General features: G+C 72.6%; 9 protein-coding genes. 3 read left to right on the forward strand and 6 right to left on the reverse strand.

Translation table 11 applies throughout. The features are described from left to right. Positions 1-572: 572 nt before the first annotated feature. Positions 573-1,079 carry an Rv3235 family protein gene (locus AC07FT_RS17955; RefSeq protein ID WP_479177032.1) on the reverse strand — a complete coding sequence of 169 codons (507 nt, stop codon included), beginning with the start codon at positions 1,077-1,079 and terminating at the stop codon, positions 573-575. Positions 1,080-1,396: 317 nt separating this feature from the next. Here AC07FT_RS17955 and AC07FT_RS17960 point away from each other — a divergent pair, with 317 nt between their 5' ends. Both AC07FT_RS17960 and AC07FT_RS17965 read left to right on the forward strand, forming a co-directional pair. After that, on the forward strand, positions 1,397-1,903 hold the full coding sequence (locus AC07FT_RS17960; protein ID WP_471206813.1) for a DUF6912 family protein: 507 nt from the start codon (positions 1,397-1,399) through the stop codon (positions 1,901-1,903). A gap of 22 nt (positions 1,904-1,925) precedes the next feature. Then, positions 1,926-2,594 (forward strand): HAD family hydrolase, encoded by a 669-nt coding sequence (locus AC07FT_RS17965; protein ID WP_479177033.1) that lies wholly within the window; start codon positions 1,926-1,928, stop codon positions 2,592-2,594. Positions 2,595-2,885: 291 nt separating this feature from the next. Here AC07FT_RS17965 and AC07FT_RS17970 read toward each other — a convergent pair whose 3' ends face one another. Then, positions 2,886-3,452, reverse strand: a complete 567-nt coding sequence (locus AC07FT_RS17970; protein WP_432014338.1) for a DJ-1/PfpI family protein — start codon at positions 3,450-3,452, stop codon at positions 2,886-2,888. A 428-nt stretch (positions 3,453-3,880) separates the two neighbouring features. On the opposite strand from AC07FT_RS17970, the gene AC07FT_RS17975 reads away from it, so the two are divergent. Continuing rightward, complete coding sequence (locus AC07FT_RS17975; RefSeq protein ID WP_479177034.1) at positions 3,881-8,857, forward strand: NAD-glutamate dehydrogenase; 4,977 nt, start codon at positions 3,881-3,883, stop codon at positions 8,855-8,857. A gap of 36 nt (positions 8,858-8,893) precedes the next feature. Here the strand turns inward: AC07FT_RS17975 and AC07FT_RS17980 are convergent, their stop codons facing one another. The 4 genes from AC07FT_RS17980 to AC07FT_RS17995 all read right to left on the reverse strand — a co-directional run bounded on the left by AC07FT_RS17980 (position 8,894) and on the right by AC07FT_RS17995 (position 16,534). Further along, positions 8,894-10,897, reverse strand: coding sequence for a glycosyltransferase family 2 protein (locus AC07FT_RS17980; RefSeq protein ID WP_479177035.1), 2,004 nt, complete (start codon positions 10,895-10,897; stop codon positions 8,894-8,896). A gap of 26 nt (positions 10,898-10,923) precedes the next feature. Next, positions 10,924-12,372, reverse strand: a complete 1,449-nt coding sequence (locus AC07FT_RS17985; protein WP_479177036.1) for a D-ribitol-5-phosphate cytidylyltransferase — start codon at positions 12,370-12,372, stop codon at positions 10,924-10,926. Positions 12,373-12,525: 153 nt separating this feature from the next. Beyond that, positions 12,526-14,499, reverse strand: coding sequence for a glycosyltransferase family 2 protein (locus tag AC07FT_RS17990; protein ID WP_479177037.1), 1,974 nt, complete (start codon positions 14,497-14,499; stop codon positions 12,526-12,528). Then, positions 14,420-16,534 (reverse strand): hypothetical protein, encoded by a 2,115-nt coding sequence (locus tag AC07FT_RS17995; RefSeq protein ID WP_479177038.1) that lies wholly within the window; start codon positions 16,532-16,534, stop codon positions 14,420-14,422. The genes AC07FT_RS17990 and AC07FT_RS17995 overlap by 80 nt, the downstream gene beginning before the upstream one ends. Positions 16,535-16,767: the final 233 nt, after the last annotated feature.

Below are 16,767 nucleotides of genomic sequence, written 5' to 3' on the forward strand. Positions count from 1 at the left end.
AGAAAAAAAAAAAAAGGAAGAAGGGAGGGGGGAAAAAAGAAAGACGCGTCTTCCCCCCCCCCCCCCCCCCCCCCCCCCCGCCGCCATGTCCGGCCCCGGGCCCGTGCCGCGCCACGAAGCCCGTCCGGCACCCCCGGCCGTCCGCCAGGCCGCTCAGCCCCCGCCCCGGCCCCGCCGGACCGGCCCGAGGACCAGGCGTACGGGCGGGTTCTGGACCCCGGCCCCGTCGCGGGCTCCCCGCCGGGGCCGACGGGCGGCACGTTCGGCGGAGTGGAGGCCGGCTGGGCCCCTGGGCGGGTGCCCGGGAGCGGGGTGGGCGGACCGGACGTGGAGCCGGACGCCGGGGTCGGCGCTGGTCGGCCCGGCTGTGGCTCCCCGGTCCCGGCCAGCCGAGACCGCGGGCCCGCCCGGCCCTGATGTGGCCCCGGGCCACCTGGCCCGCGGCCTCCCCGGGTCCGGGACCGGGTGGGGTCGCCCCTGGCCGCTGGGGCCCCGGGCTCCGCCCACCCGGGCCAGGCCGACGGCCGGGGGCGCACCGGACGGGGCGGGCCCCTGCCGGCCCCCCGGGGTGGTCAGGCCGAAGGGGTCAGGGTGGGGAGGGCCGGGCCCAGGTCGATGGCGGCGCAGCGCCAGCGGGTGTCGGCGCCGAGTTCGAGGCGGAACGCCAGGGCGCTGAGCCGGTCGCCGGAGGCGATCCGGGCGAACGCCTCGATCACCCCGTGCCGCGGCCGGTACTCCCCGCAGCGCTGTACGTAGGGGGCCGTCGCGCGGGTGTCCGCGGGGCGCAGCGGGGCCCGCGGGGCCAGCTCGACCAGCAGGTCGTAGGCGGCCGGGAGGGTGTGTCCCAGGAGGGTGTGGACGGGGCGCCGGCCGCTGAGGGTCAGCAGCAGCTGATTGGCGAACCAGTAGCGCGGCAGCCGTTCCCGCTCCCGGCGCTGTGCGGCGACGGCCGCGGTGCGGGACACCGGCGCCGTGGTGCGGGGGCGGCGGGTGTCCCGCCGCCCCGGCGGCCCGCTGCGCCCCGCCCCGCCGCCACCCCGCCGCCGTACGCTCTCCTCGCTGACTCCGGTCTCGCGCATCTGCCTCACCGCCGCCGTGCCGGGCCCGGTTGATACCGGGCAGTAGCTTCATCGTCGGGAGTCTTCTACCGACGCGTTTCCCCGCTCCGCAACGCGGTGCCCGGGCTTCCGCCGGGCCCCGGTGAATCACCTATCCGGGCGACGCCCCGCCCCGCACCGCGCGCTCCGCGGGCCCTCGGCGCCGCTCCCGTCCGGCCCGGACCCCCTGCCGCTACCCCCGAAGGGGGACGTCCGGGGCCCGGGCCCGCGGCCCCCTGTCCCGGAGGGGACTACGTATGCTGGCTGTGCCCGAACGGTCACTCATGAAAGCGGCTGCCATGCGCGTCTACGTCCCCCTGACCCTCTCCGGTCTCGCCGAGGCGTACAAGGCGGGCGAGCTGGGGCCGGGGCCGGTCACCGCCTATGCCGTCACGCCCGCCCTGCGCGAGTGGTACGTCTCCGACGACATCGAGGAGCTGGAGTACGCCGCCCTCAGCCGCGCCGCTCAGGCGTCGTTGCGCGCGCTCGCCGTCGACCGGCAGGTGCCCCGGCGGCGGGTCGTGGTGGCCGTGGACGTGCCCGACGGGCAGGCCGTCGCGGATCCGGACCGCGGGCTCGACCAGTCCTCGCTGGGCGAGGTGCGGCTCGCCGCCGCCGTACCGCTGTCCAAGGTCGCCGCGGTGCACATGGACGCCGATGACGCCCGCGCGGACGTCACCGCCGCCGCCGAGGCCCTCGGCGCCGCGGACCTCGGTGACGACGACGCCCAGTTCACCGTGGACGGGGCGGAGGACCACGAGCTGCTCTGGTACGCCCGGCAGGAAATCCCGCATCTCATCGGCTGACCCCGCCGGGTACGGTCGTGGGATGGGGAAGACGCACGTGACCCACATCGTGTGGGACTGGAACGGCACGCTGTTCCACGACATCGAGGCCGTGATCCTGGCGACGAACGCCTCGTTCCAGGAGGTCGGCCTGGAGCCGATCACCCTTGAGCGCTACCGCGACCTCTACTGCGTGCCCGTTCCCCGTTTCTACGAGCGACTGATGGGACGCCTGCCCACCGACGAGGAGTGGGAGGTCATGGACGAGGCGTTCCACCGGCACTACGGGGTGTTCGCGGAGACCGCGGGGCTCGCGCTCGGTGCCCGGGAGCTGCTCTCCGAATGGCAGGAGGCCGGTCTCACCCAGTCCCTGTGCTCCCTGGCGCCACATGACCACCTGATGCCCCTGGTGCGCACCCATGGCATCGAGCGTCACTTCGTCCGGGTCGACGGCCGTCTCGGGCAGAGCAACACCGGCAAGGCCGAGCAGATGGTGCGCCACCTCGCGGCGCTCCAGGGAGTGCCCCCGCAGCGCGTCGTGGTGATCGGGGACGCCCTGGACGACGCCCTGGCGGCCCGGCACGCGGGCGCTCGCGCGGTGCTCTACACCGGGGGCTCCCACAGCCGGACGAGCCTCCAGACGGCCGGGGTGCCGGTCGTGGACACGCTCGCCGAGGCCGTCCGGGAGGCCGAGCGCCTCGCCGACGAGTGATCAGCCGCGCGCGATCAAGCCGCGCGTGATCAGTCGCGCATCACCACCCGTGAGTCACCACCCGTGAGTCACCAGCCGGGAGTCACCAGCCCTGAGTCACCAGCCGTGTGCGGTCGTCCGCGCCTGACCAGCGGCCTGGGCGCGCCGACCGGCCGCAGGGGGCGCCCCGGGCACCGTGAGCGCCGGAGCGCGCCCCACAGAGCCCACAGACGGCCCTCCTGCCCCGCGCGCCCCCTCTGCCTCAGTGCGCCGTCAGCGCGCCCCCGGCGTGCCCCGGCACACCCCGGCTCCTCAGATGGCCGGTGACTTCGCCCGCAGCACCGACAGGAACTCCCGCATCCACGCCGGGTGGTCCGGCCAGGCCCGCGAGGAGACCAGCGTGCCGTCCACCACGACCTCCGTGTCCTGGAACTCCGCCCCCGCGGCCTGGATGTCCAGCTCCAGCGCCGGATACGCGGTGACCCGGCGTCCGCTGAGGCCGCCGACGGCCGCCGTCAGCAGCGGACCGTGGCAGATCTGGGCCACCGGCTTGTCCGCGTCGAAGAACGCCTTGCAGATCTTGCGCAGCTCGGCGTCGTTGCGCAGGTACTCCGGGGCCCGGCCGCCCGGGATCACCAGACCGAGGTAGTCACCCGCGTCAACCTCGGCGAAGGACAGATCGGCCGGAAGGCTGTAACCCGGCTTCTCGGTGTAGGTGTCGAAACCCTCCTCGAAGTCATGGACCACGAAGCGCAGCGTCTTGCGCGCGGGGGCGGCGATATGGACCTCGTACCCCTCCTCGCGCAGCCGCTGGTACGGATAGAGCACCTCCAGCGACTCGGCCGCGTCACCGGTCACCAGCAGGATCTTCGCGGCCATGCCGCCCACCTCCACGTTTGCAGGCATATCTCCGTGCACGTCACGGTGCCCGGGCGGGCCCCCTTTGCCAAGTGGGCACGCCAGGGGTCCGTGCGCCCCCTGCGTCGCTGTCCAATCCGTCAAACTTCCGGGGCCGGTTTTGTACACGAACGGCTCATGACGAGCCCCTGGGGAGGAGCGATAGCCTTACTGCGTGATCAGCGCGATAGTCCGCGAGGGCAATGGAGCCCTCGCCCCGAGCCCGGGGCGCCACCGGGTGTCGGCCGACGCTGACCCGTGCCGCGTGGGGTCTTGGTCACTTACGGCCGAGTACGCCCCGGGCATTCCGCGATCCGGCATACCGTCGTCTGAGACCGGATTCACCGCGTCGCGGCGTCACGCCACCGCCATCGATGTCACGCAAAGGCGCGCGACAGGAGCCAGAGGACATGCAGACCAAGCTGGACGAAGCCAAGGCCGAGCTGCTCACACGGGCCGCCCGGGTAGCTGAGAACAGCCCTGCCGGGGGGAAGACTCCGGTTCAGGGCCCGGGCCCGGAGATCCTGAGCGAATACCTCCAGCACTATTACCTGCACACGCCCCCCGAGGACCTCGCAGACCGGGACCCGGTCGACGTCTTCGGCGCGGCGCTCTCCCACTACCGGCTGGCGGAGTCGCGGCCGCAGGGTACGGCGAACGTCCGGGTGCACACCCCGACCGTCGAGGAGCACGGCTGGACGTGCAGCCACTCCGTCGTCGAGGTGGTCACCGACGACATGCCGTTCCTGGTCGACTCGGTCACCAACGAGCTCACCCGGCAGGGGCGCGGCATCCACGTCGTGATCCACCCGCAGGTGATCGTGCGCCGTGACATCACCGGCAAGCTGATCGAGCTGCTGGAGGTCTCCTTCGACCGCAAGCCCGGACGGGAGCTGCCGCACGACGCGGTGGTGGAGTCCTGGATCCACGTCGAGATCGACCGGGAGACCGACCGCGGCGATCTGAAGCAGATCACCTCCGATCTGCTGCGCGTCCTGTCCGACGTCCGCGAGGCGGTCGAGGACTGGGAGAAGATGCGCGAGTCCGCGCTCCGGCTCGCCGAGGGGCTCCCGGCGGAGCCCAAGGCCGACGAGGTCCGTGAACAGGAGATCGAGGAGGCCCGTGAGCTGCTGCGCTGGCTCGCTGACGACCACTTCACCTTCATCGGCTACCGCGAGTACGAGCTGACGCAGGCGCCCGCCGAGAGCGGTGGCGAGGAGGATGTGCTGAGCGCGGTGCCCGGCACCGGTCTCGGCATCCTGCGCTCCGACCCCACCCACAAGGACGGCGGCGACAGCGCCCACGCCGGGCCCGCCCCGGTCTCCCCGTCGTTCAACCGGCTGCCCGCCGACGCCCGGGCCAAGGCCCGTGAGCACAAGCTGCTGGTGCTGACCAAGGCCAACAGCCGCGCCACCGTGCACCGCCCGTCCTACCTGGACTACATCGGCGTGAAGAAGTTCGACGCCGCGGGCAATGTGATCGGCGAGCGCCGCTTCCTGGGCCTGTTCTCGTCCGCCGCGTACACCGAGTCGGTGCGCCGGGTCCCGGTGATCCGCCGCAAGGTCGACGAGGTGCTGGCGGGCGCGGGCTTCGCGCCCAACAGCCATGACGGCCGGGACCTGCTCCAGATCCTGGAGACCTACCCGCGCGACGAGCTGTTCCAGACCCCGGTCGATCAGCTCCGCTCCATCGTGACCAGCGTGCTCTACCTCCAGGAGCGCCGCCGGCTGCGGCTGTTCCTGCGCCAGGACGAGTACGGGCGCTACTACTCCGCGCTGGTCTACCTGCCGCGTGATCGTTTCACCACCGATGTCCGGCTGCGGCTGACCGACATCCTGCTGGAGGAGCTGACCGGCCGTCCGCCGGTCGACTTCACCGCGCTGCACACCGAATCGGTGCTCTCCCGGCTGCACTTCGTGGTCCGGGTGCAGCCCGGCAGCGAGCTGCCCAATCTCACCGACGCCGATGTGGAGCGGATCGAGAACCGGCTGATCGAGGCCGCCCGGTCCTGGGCCGACGGCTTCTCCGAGGCCCTGGTCTCCGAGGTCGGCGAGGAGCGCGCGGCCGAGCTGCTCCGCCGCTACCAGCACGCCTTCCCCGAGGGCTACAAGGCCGACCACTCCCCGCGCGGTGCGGTGGCCGACCTCCAGCACCTGGAGCGGCTGACCGCCGAGGGCAGTGCGCAGGACTTCGCGCTCAGCCTGTACGAGCCGGTGGGCGCCGCCCACGCCGAGCGCCGCTTCAAGATCTACAGCACCGGCGGCCAGGTCTCGCTGTCCGCGGTGCTGCCGGTGCTCAACACCCTCGGCGTCGAGGTGGTCGACGAGCGTCCGTACGAGCTGCGCTGCGCGGACAGGACCACCGCCTGGATCTACGACTTCGGGCTGCGCCTGCCCCAGCTGCGGGACAACGGCGATCTGGCCGACGACGCCCGTGAGCGCTTCCAGAACGCATTCGCCGCGGTGTGGACCGGCCAGGCCGAGAGCGACGACTTCAACCAGCTGGTGCTGGGCGCCGGTCTGGACTGGCGGCAGGCGATGGTGCTGCGCGCGTACGCCAAGTACCTGCGGCAGGCCGGATCCACCTTCAGCCAGTCGTACATGGAGGACACCCTCCGCAACAACGTCCACACCACCCGGCTGCTGGTGTCGCTGTTCGAGGCGCGGATGTCGCCCGAGCGGCAGCGGGCCGGGACCGAGCTGACCGACGCCCTGCTGGAGGAGCTGGACGCGGCGCTGGACCAGGTGGCCTCGCTCGACGAGGACCGCATCCTGCGCTCGTTCCTCACCCTCATCAAGGCCACTCTGCGCACCAACCACTTCCAGAAGAACGGACAGGGCAAGCCGCACGACTACCTGTCCATCAAGCTGGACCCGCAGGCGGTGCCGGATCTGCCCGCGCCGCGCCCGGCGTACGAGATCTGGGTCTACTCCCCGCGGGTGGAGGGTGTGCACCTGCGCTTCGGCAAGGTCGCCCGTGGTGGTCTGCGCTGGTCCGACCGGCGTGAGGACTTCCGCACCGAGATCCTGGGCCTGGTCAAGGCGCAGATGGTGAAGAACACGGTCATCGTGCCGGTGGGCGCCAAGGGCGGCTTCGTCGGCAAGCGGCTGCCGGACCCCTCGGTGGACCGGGACGCCTGGCTGGCCGAGGGCATCGAGTGCTACAAGACCTTCATCTCCGGTCTGCTGGACATCACCGACAACCTGGTCGCCGGTGAGGTCGAGCCCCCGAAGGACGTCGTCCGCCACGACGGGGAGGACACCTACCTGGTCGTCGCCGCCGACAAGGGCACCGCGACCTTCTCCGACATCGCCAACGAGGTGGCCCAGGCGTACGGCTTCTGGCTGGGTGACGCCTTCGCCTCCGGCGGTTCGGCCGGTTACGACCACAAGGGCATGGGCATCACCGCCCGCGGTGCCTGGGAGTCGGTCAAGCGCCACTTCCGGGAGCTGGGCCACGACACCCAGACCGAGGACTTCACGGTCGTCGGCGTCGGTGACATGTCCGGTGACGTGTTCGGCAACGGCATGCTGCTCAGCGAGCACATCCGGCTGATCGCCGCCTTCGACCACCGGCACATCTTCCTGGACCCGTCCCCGGACGCGGCCGCCTCCTACGCCGAGCGCCGCCGGCTGTTCGAGCTGTCGCGCTCCTCCTGGGAGGACTACGACGCCGAGCTGCTCTCCGCGGGCGGCGGGATCCACCCGCGGTCGGCGAAGGCCATCCCGATCACCCCGCAGGTGCGGGCCGCGCTGGGCATCGAGACACGGGTCGCCAAGATGACCCCGGCCGATCTGATGAAGGCCATCCTCAAGGCCCCGGTCGACCTGCTGTGGAACGGCGGTATCGGCACCTACGTCAAGGCGTCCACCGAGAGCAACGCCGAGGTGGGCGACAAGGGCAATGACGCGATCCGGGTGGACGGCCAGGACCTGCGGGTCAAGGTCGTCGGCGAGGGCGGCAACCTGGGCCTGACCCAGCTGGGCCGGATCGAGTTCGCCTCCAACGGCGGCAAGATCAACACCGACGCCATCGACAACAGCGCCGGTGTGGACACCTCCGACCACGAGGTGAACATCAAGATCCTGCTCAACGCCCTGGTCACCGAGGGCGATCTGACGGTCAAGCAGCGCAACAAGATCCTCGCCGAGATGACCGACGAGGTCGGCGCGCTGGTGCTGCGCAACAACTATGCGCAGAACGTGGCCCTGGCCAACTCGGTCGCCCAGGCCCCCAGCCTGCTCCACGCCCACCAGCGGCTGATGCGCCGGCTGACCCGCGAGGGCCGTCTGGACCGGGGGCTGGAGTTCCTGCCCACCGACCGCCAGATCCGTGAGCGGCTGTCCGCCGGACGCGGGATGACCCAGCCCGAACTGGCCGTCCTGCTGGCCTACATCAAGATCACGGTGGCCGAGGAGCTGATCGCCACCGGGCTCCCGGACGACCCGTACCTCCAGCGGCTGCTGCACGCCTACTTCCCGCAGGCGCTGCGGCGGCAGTTCCCCGAGCACATCGACGGCCATGCGCTGCGCCGGGAGATCATCACCACGGTGCTGGTCAATGACACGGTCAACACCGCCGGTTCCACCTTCCTGCACCGGATGCGGGAGGAGACCGGGGCCTCCACCGAAGAGGTGGTGCGCGCCCAGACCGCGGCCCGCGCCATCTTCGAACTCGGGGAGATCTGGGACGAGGTCGAGTCGCTGGACACGGTGGTCGCCGCCGATATCCAGACCCAGATGCGGCTGCACTCGCGGCGGCTGGTCGAGCGCGGCACCCGCTGGCTGCTCAACAACCGTCCGCAGCCGCTGGAGCTGGCCGAGACCATCGAGTTCTTCGCCGACCGGGTGGCCGAGGTCCGGGCTCAGCTGCCCAAGCTGCTGCGCGGCGCGGACATCGAGTGGCACCAGCGGATCCTGGACGAGCTGACCGCCGCCGGGGTCCCGGAGGACCTGGCCACCCGGGTGGCCGGATTCTCCTCCGCGTTCCCGACGCTGGACATCGTGGCCATCGCGGACCGCACCGGCAAGGAGCCGCTGGCGGTCGCCGAGGTCTACTACGACCTGGCCGACCGGCTGCGGATCAGCCAGCTGATGGACCGGATCATCGAACTGCCGCGCGCGGACCGGTGGCAGTCCATGGCCCGGGTCTCCATCCGTGAGGACCTGTACGCGGCCCAGGCCGCCCTGACCTCCGACGTTCTGTCGGTGGGCAACGGCGGCTCAACGCCCGAGCAGCGGTTCAAGGCGTGGGAGCAGAAGAACGCGGCGATCCTCCAGCGGGCGCGCACCACCCTCGATGAGATCCAGTCCTCGGAGACCTTCGACCTGGCCAATCTCTCGGTCGCGATGCGCACCATGCGCACGCTGCTGCGCACCCACATCTGACCGGTGATCCCCTGGTGATCCGCGGCGGCGCTGTCCTCAGCGCCGCCGCAGCCGGTTGCGCAGCGCGGCCACCAGCCGCACCGGGGCGACCCGCAGCTCCAGGGTCGTCTGGCCGTGGCCGGTGAGCGGTTTGGCGTAGTACGGGCGGCCCCGGCGCAGCCAGCGGGCGCCGGGCAGCCGCGGGGGCGGCGGCACCGGCGCGGCGCGCGGCGGGCCGTCATCGCGGGCCCCGCCGGGCCCGGTCATGGCCAGGGTGACCGTCCACCGGCCGCGGCTGAGGTCGCGCACCGACAGCCGGGCGGTGAACGCGCCCGCCGGGTGGCCCGCGGCGAACCGCACCGGATGGTCCAGAACCCGCCCGTCGGCGTGTTCGGCGCGCAGCCGCAGCCGCAGACCCCGGCCCCGGGCCGGGCTGCCGGGCGGCAGCAGCCGTCCGGCGACGACCAGCGTGCCCTTCTCGGACGGGTGCCACACGGCCTCGGTCACCTCGCAGGGCGCACCCCGGGGGGCCGGGCCGATGTCGAGCGAGAGATTGCCGTACGGGGTGGTGAAGTAGGGGCTGACCCGGGCGCGCAGTCCGCGTCCGGCGGCCACCACCCGGCGGGCGGTGTTGATGTCCAGCCCGTCGTCGTGGCGGCTGCCGAACCGCACGGTGCGGCTGATGCCCTGGGCGCGGACGTCGAGGTAGAGGTCCCACACGCCGGGGCGCAGCGGTGCGCCGCCGTCACCGGTGGCGATGTCGACGTCGGCCGTGAACCGGCCGTCCTCGCCCGGGAGGACCGCGGTGCGCAGTTCGTCGGTTGCCTCACGGCGGCGCAGCACCAGTTCGGTCCGGTCCTCGGGGCCGGGGGCCAGTCCCTGGATGGACGCGGTGCCGCGCACCCGCAGGGTGCTGCGGCCGTGCCAGCCCGCCCCGGCCAGGTGGTGGCTGACCGGCAGCCGGTCGGTGACGTCGAAGCAGGCGTCGGGAACGTCGGCCGCGGGGTCGCGGAAGGCGGGGTGCAGCCAGTAGACACGGCCCTTGTCGACGAGGTGGCCGCGGTCGGCGTCGCGCTTCGCGTCGCGGACGACGGCCATCAGGTCCTCGAAGCGGTCGGCGCGCAGCAGGTGGACCATCAGCCGCTCGGGGGCGGTGAGGGTGCGGAACAGCGCGTCGGAGCAGTGGTCCAGGGCCCAGCGGCGCAGTTCGGGGAAGAAGCGGGTCCGGGCCTCGATGGGGTCCTCGCGCGGCAGGGCGCGCAGCGCGCCGCACAGCTCCCACTGGATGTGGCGGCGCATGACGGTGTCGCGGCGCGGGCCGGGGCGGGTGTAGCGGGCGGCGGTCTCGAACAGCGCGCGCATGGCGTCGATGCGGTCGGTGAGACCGGCGGCGGTGCGGGTGAGGTTCTGGCCGTTCTCGCGGTAGTCGATGTAGTAGCAGTCGTAGTCGGCGACCACGGAGATGCCCGAGGCGTTGAGGTAGGCGGCGGCGGTGAAGGGTTTGTCCTCGCCGTTGCGGCACAGCGGGAAGCGGAGCTGGTGGCGTTCGATCAGGGAGCGGCGGAACAGCTTCCAGGGGCCCAGGGTGGAGTAGGCGTGGGAGCTGTAGACGTCGGTGCGCAGCTGGTTGTGGCGGAAGACGGCGCGCGGCACACCGCGTCCGCTGGCGGAGACCATCTTGCCGAGCACCACGTCGGTGCCGTTCTGGTCGGCCATGGCGACCATGCGGCGCAGCGCGTCCGGGCCGAGGCGGTCGTCGGCGTCGAGGAAGAAGACGAAGTCGCCGCGGGCGAGGTCGAGTCCGGTGTTGCGGGGGCCGCCCGCGCCGCCGCTGTTGGGCTGGTGCACCACGCGCAGCGCGGGGCACTCGGCGGCGAGCCGGTCCAGTTCCGCGGCGGTGCCGTCGGTGGAGCCGTCGTCGACCGCGATGATCTCGATACGGCCGATCCCGAGGGTCTGGTTCCGCGCGGAGTCGATGGCGCGGGTGAGCTCGGGCATGGCGTTGTAGGCGGGGATGATCACGCTCACGCGGGGCGGGCCGGTGCGGGGTGTGCGCGGCATACGGGCTCCGGGGGTGCGATGGGGGCTCAGGCGGCGTCGCCGGTGGCCGCGGGTGGGGGGTCCTGGCGGCGTACGTCGATGACATGGCCGGTGAGGGGGGACAGCAGGACGTCGATCGAGGTGCGGGCGACGGCCTCGGAGGAGAGCAGCGACTCGGCGGGTTCGTCGCCGAAGGCCCGGCGCCGCATGGGGGTGCGGGTGCGCTCGGGGTTGACGCAGTTGACGCGGATGCGGTCGGCGGCCCATTCGTCGGCCAGCGCCTGCGTCAGGTTGACGGTGGCCGCCTTGGCGGAGGAGTAGAGGCTGTAGCGGGCGCGGCCGCGGGTGTAGCTGCTGGAGGTGTAGAGCAGCAGCTGCCCCTGGGTCTCGGCGAGGTAGGGGTAGGCGCAGCGGGCGATGTGCACCGGGGCCAGATAGTTGACCAGGGTGGACAGTTCGATGGTGCGGGCGTCGGCGTGGGCGAGTTCGCCGACCCGCAGGATCCCGGCGGTGTTGACGACGTAGTCCACGCGCCCGGCGGTGGTGTGGGCGTGCCGCAGGGCCTCCTCGACCTCGGCGGCCACCTCCACATGGGTGCCGCTGCCGGAGCGGCTGAACGGGAAGACGGTGGCGCCGTAACCGCGGGCGAGGGCGGCCACATCGGCGCCGATGCCGTAGCTGGCGCCGAAGACGACCAGCACCTTGCCGGTGAGCAGCCGCCGGTAGGACGCCTCGTCGGGCTGGGCGGGGGCGGTCTGGGAGGCGAGCTGGAAGAGCTTGTCGGCGATGAAGATGTCGACGGGCTCGGTCACCTTCATGTTGTGCTCGTCGCCGGTGACCACGTGGATGGGGACGTCGGGCAGATAGCGCAGGACGACCGAGCAGTCGTCGGTGGCGTGGAACAGCGGGTCCTCGGCGGCCAGCCGGTAGGCGCGCCGCAGCACCGAGAGACGGAAGCCCTGCGGGGTCTGGCCGCGGCGCAGCCGGGAGCGGTCGGGGACGTCGGTGATGAACTCGCCGTCGTCGCCGTGGGTGCGGGTGACCACGATGGTGTCGGCGGAGGGGATGGCCACGTCCACCGCGTCGTAGCGGGTGAGGGCCTGGACGCAGTCGTCGATGATGCGGGTGGACAGCAGGGGGCGTACGGCGTCGTGGAACAGGACGCCGGGATCCTCGCCGTCGGCCAGCCGGGCGTCGAGCGCGGCGATGGCCGCGCGGGTGGTCTCGTTGCGGGTGGCGCCGCCCGGGAGCACCGCGCGGACCTTGGTGAACCGGGCCTCGGCGACGATCTTCTCCACGTCGGACACGAAGTCCGGGGTCATCATCACCAGGACGTCGTCGACGGCCGTGGCGTCCTCGAAGATCTGGAGCGTGTGCTCGATGATCGGTCTTCCGGCGATCTTCAGCAGTTGTTTGGGCAGGGTGAGACCGACCCGCTGGCCGGTGCCGCCCGCGAGGACGACGGCGGTGGTGCGCGCTCTGCGCGGTCTGCCCATGGTCGCTCCTGACTCCTGGGGGATCCCGGGGGATTCCTGGTGGGGTGTCGGCTGCTCCGGTGGGTGAGGGTGCGACGGCTGCCCGGGGGGCCGGGTTCCGTCGCGGGCTCAGGGTGGGGGACGGGGGATGAGGGACGGGTGTGGGGCCGGCCGCTAGCGGGTGACGGACCAGCGTCCGGTGCCGGGCAGCCGGGCCAGCCGCAGGCCCAGCCGTCCGGACCGGTCGCCGCGCTCCAGGTGCAGGGCGCAGGGGCCGTCCAGCTCGTGCTCGGGGACGCGGAAGGTCAGCGCGGGGAGCCCGGGGCCGTCGGGCGGGGCGATCCCGCCGTCCAGCCACAGCGGATCGGCGCCGTCCCGCTCCAGCCGCACGGTGACCGGTACGCGGGTGTCCAGTGGGGCGATGGTCAGCGGGACGGTGACGGCCAGGTCGTCGCCCTCGGGGGTGACGGTGATCCGCGAGACGTCCCGCACCGCGCGGCCCAGCGGATCGAGCGAACCGTCCACCGACAGGCTCAGATTGCCGTGGTCCTTGGTCCAGTAGGGGTTGGCGAAGGAGGGGGCGCCGCCGGTGAAGGCGGGCATCCGCTCCTGGTCCACCCCGCCGGCGCGCAGCGCGCCCAGCCGCCGGGCGGTGGTCCAGCCGCAGCAGTCCAGCCGGACGTAGGCGTCCCAGACGCCGCTGAGCGGCCGGCCCGGGTCCGCGGTGGCCGGGTCGATGGTGAACTCGGCGTCGAAGCAGACCCCGTAGAGCTGTTCACCGGAGGGCGCGGAGTCCGCCGCCCCGCGCTCCCCGGTGCCGCGCCGCAGCAGCCGCGCCAGGAGTGAGGGCCGGGGCCGGTCCTCGTCCGCGGCGGGGAAGTCGGCGGCCCGCTGGGTGGTGGGCAGCAGCAACTCGGTGGCCTCGTCGCGGTGTTTCAGCTGGCCGGTGACGGTGGCCCGGCGCATCTCGGCGGTGAAGTCGGCGGCCTCGGCGACCCCGGGGAGTCCGGCGATCGACGGCGGGAGCTGCCAGCGGTAGCGGTCGCCCGCCCGGGAGAAGAGCACCGGGGTGGTGCGGCCGCGGGGGCCGGTGTGCACCAGCCGGGTGCTGATCCGGACGACGAGGCTGCCGCCGCGCCACTGGAGCCCCTCCAGCCGGGGTTCATGGGTGGTGCCCGCCTCCAGGGCCGCGTAGGTCTCCAGCGGACCGCGCTCACCGTGGCGGACCAGGGCGGAGACCACCCGCTGTTTGGCGGGGAGCTTGGCGTCCACCTCGGGCGGGACGCAGTCGGTGACGAGCGAGCGCACGGCCGTGAACAGCTCCTCGCGGTAACCGGACGGCTGGGAGAGGTACTTCCTGCCCTGCACCTGGGCCAGCACCTTGCCCGCGTACCAGTGGGAGATCAGCTTGTCGCGCAGCGGACCGGGTTCGACGTGGTCGCGCACCATCCGGATGATCTTCCGGACGCTGCCGAGGTACTCCTCGGGTTCGATCCGGCCGAAGCTGATGTGGTGGCCGTCCTCCCGCCGCATCCAGTGGTAGCAGGTGTAGTCGTGGACGGTGGCGACCTTCTCCGCCAGGAGGTAGGCGCGCAGCATGAACAGGTGGTCCTCCAGCCGCACCCGGCCCTCGGGGAACCGGATGCCGTGCGCGGTGAGGAAGTCCCGCCGGAACAGCTTGTGCACGGTCATGCTGGACAGCAGCACGGTGTCCCGGCGCAGGTTCCCCGCCGCCATCGGCTTGGTGTAGAGCACCCGGGCGACGGTGCGGCCGTGTCCGGCGGTCCGCCCGCAGACGATGTCGGCGCCGGTCTCCCCGGCCCGTGCGTACAGCCGCTCCAGGGCCTCGGGGGCCAGCCGGTCGTCGTCGTCCACGAAGTGGAGGTACGCGCCCCGGGCGGTGTCCATGCCGATGTTGCGGGGGCGGCCGGGCCAGCCGGAGTTCTCGGTGCGCAGCAGGTGGAAGTTCTCCTCGGCCGCGATCTCGGAGGCGATCAGGTCGGGGGTGTCGTCGGTGGAGCCGTCGTCCACCCAGATGACCTCGAAGTCCCGGCGGGGGAGGGTCTGTTCACGGAAGGAGGTCAACCCGTCCATGACCGTCTTGCCCGTGTTGTGCACCGGGACGATCACGCTGACCTTGATGCTCATCGAGTTCTCCCTCGCGGATGGTCTGGAGTTCCCGCAGCCGGATGACCTCCTCGCCCCGTGCGGCGGCACGCGCCACCGCCTCGCCGAAGCGCTGGACGGAGGGCGGGGAGGCGGGGCCGAGCAGGAATTCCCTCAACTCGTGGCGGGCGGTGCGCAGCTCGTCCAGGCCGGGGTCGAAGAGCAGCCGCAGCAGGTGGTCCGTACCGGAGCCGTCCGGGCCGAGCAGATACGCGGCGCGGGCCGCGGTGAACTGCCGCCGGAACTCCGTCCCGCCGAGCCGCGCGGTGTCGGTGAGGGCGTACGGCTTGAGGCTGGCGATGAAGTCGGACACCACGCTGGAGATGTCACCGATCAGCAGGTCGGCCTGGTCGAAGCACTGGTAGAGGGTGGGCGCGGGACCCTCGGCCACCTGGTGGAGCCAGGGCGGCGCGGCGTCCCGGTGGGCGCGGTACCACCGCGCCCGCAGCTCCTCTGCCTCCGCCAGGGCGGCCGGATCGGGTTCGGCGCTGTCGCGGGTGAGCATCGCCTCGTCGGCGTCGGCCCGGTGCAGCCGGGCCTCCAGGGCGGCGATCCGGCGGGTCAGCTCGGCCAGTTCACGGGCGGCCTCCGCACGTGCGGCGGTGATGTCCTCCGGCTCCCGGGCCAGCGGTCCGGTGGCGCGCCGTTCGTTGGCTGCGCCGATCAGGGCGACGACGCGTTCGTGGGCGGCACGGGCCTCGGGGGAACGGCTGCCGGTGAACGGATGCGGTTTGTAGATGACGCGGACCGGCCGTTCGCTCTCCAGCAGTTGGCGTACCAGGTGTTCACCGGCCGCGATGAGCGAGGTGTTCCCCGGTTCGTCGGTCCAGCCTTCCCAGGTGGGCGCGTACAGCACGGTGGGGACGGGCGCGGGCGCGCGGTCGCCGTCGGCCACCCGGACGCCGTCCAGCTGGGGGCGGCCGACCTCGGTGATATCGGCGTCCCGGACCCCGACGGCGGCCTCGGCGTAGCGCCGCCGCCCCGCCTCGCCCGCCACCCACACCTGGTCGTAGACCTTGCTGTAGGGGTTGACGCTGGCGATCTTGTCGCTGTCGCCGTGGCCGAGGAAGACGTGCTGCATGGTGGGAACGCGCAGCAGGTGGATGTTCTTGCCGACGTTGGCCGGGTAGAGCGCGACCCGCACGCTGCTGAGGTCCAGGTTCATCAGGTGCACCGCGCTGGGGACGCAGAGCACCGGCAGCGGGGTCGGCGCCAGTTCCTGCACCAGATGCCGTTCGCGCAGCAGGACCAGGGACGGGGCGGGCAGTGCGGCCAGGGGCTCCAGCCACATGTTGACCTGGTACGCGGAGTCCGGGGAGCCGGAGAAGTACAGGACCGTCTCCGGCCGGTGGCGGATCAGCCAGGCGTCGACCTCGGCGAGCACCTGCGCGGCGCCGGGCATCCGGACGGCCCGGACGAGGTACGGGACGAGCGCGAGCACCGTCACCAGACAGCCGCCGGCGGCCAGGGCCAGCCCGGCCACCACCCAGCGGGCGTCATCGGTGACCAGGGAGACCGTCAGTCCCGCCAGGGTGACCAGCTCGTAGGTGAGCATCCGCTGGCCGGGCCATTCGGTGAGCCGCCGGGGCGGCCGGTCGCCGATGCCCAGCCGGCGCAGGTCGATCCCGCGGGTGACGACCGCGAGTCTGCGGCGGCGGCGGATGAGGGTGCGCATGGCGGCGTGCAGGGCCTGCCCGGCCACCAGGCACAGCACCAGTGTCATGGCCGTGGCCAGCCCGACCGGACCGGTCAGATGCAGTCGGCCGAGCAGCAGGAGCAGCAGCACACAGCGCAGTTCGAAGCGGAGGGTCTCTCCGATGTGCAGCCGCCCCAGACGGGTCATCAGCCCGGGTTCGGTGCGGTGCAGCAGCAGGTCGCAGCCGCAGCCCAGCAACCCGGCCGCGGCAAAGGGCCCTCCGGCGCCGGTGACGGCGGCCACCGCCATCGTCACCAGACACCCGGCCAGCGTGGCGAAGGCCACGAGGCCGCGGGGACTCTCGATACCGAGGCGGTTCATGACGCGGGCCCTTCACGGCGGATTAATCGTACTGGTTGGAAACTGTAGGTGAAGGTACCTGTTCGCGCCTTTTATCATAGTTCGGCGGAGCGCTGTGCGGGCAGCGCGGAGCGGGCCCCAGGGGCCCGCTCCCGCCCCCGGCGTCACCCGGACGGCTCAACGCCGCCACGGCCGGGCGGAGGTGGGCCGACGGGGTGCACCGGTCATCGTGCGCCGGTCACCAGCCGGTCACC

Source organism: Streptomyces sp. NPDC045899 (assembly GCF_056431485.1).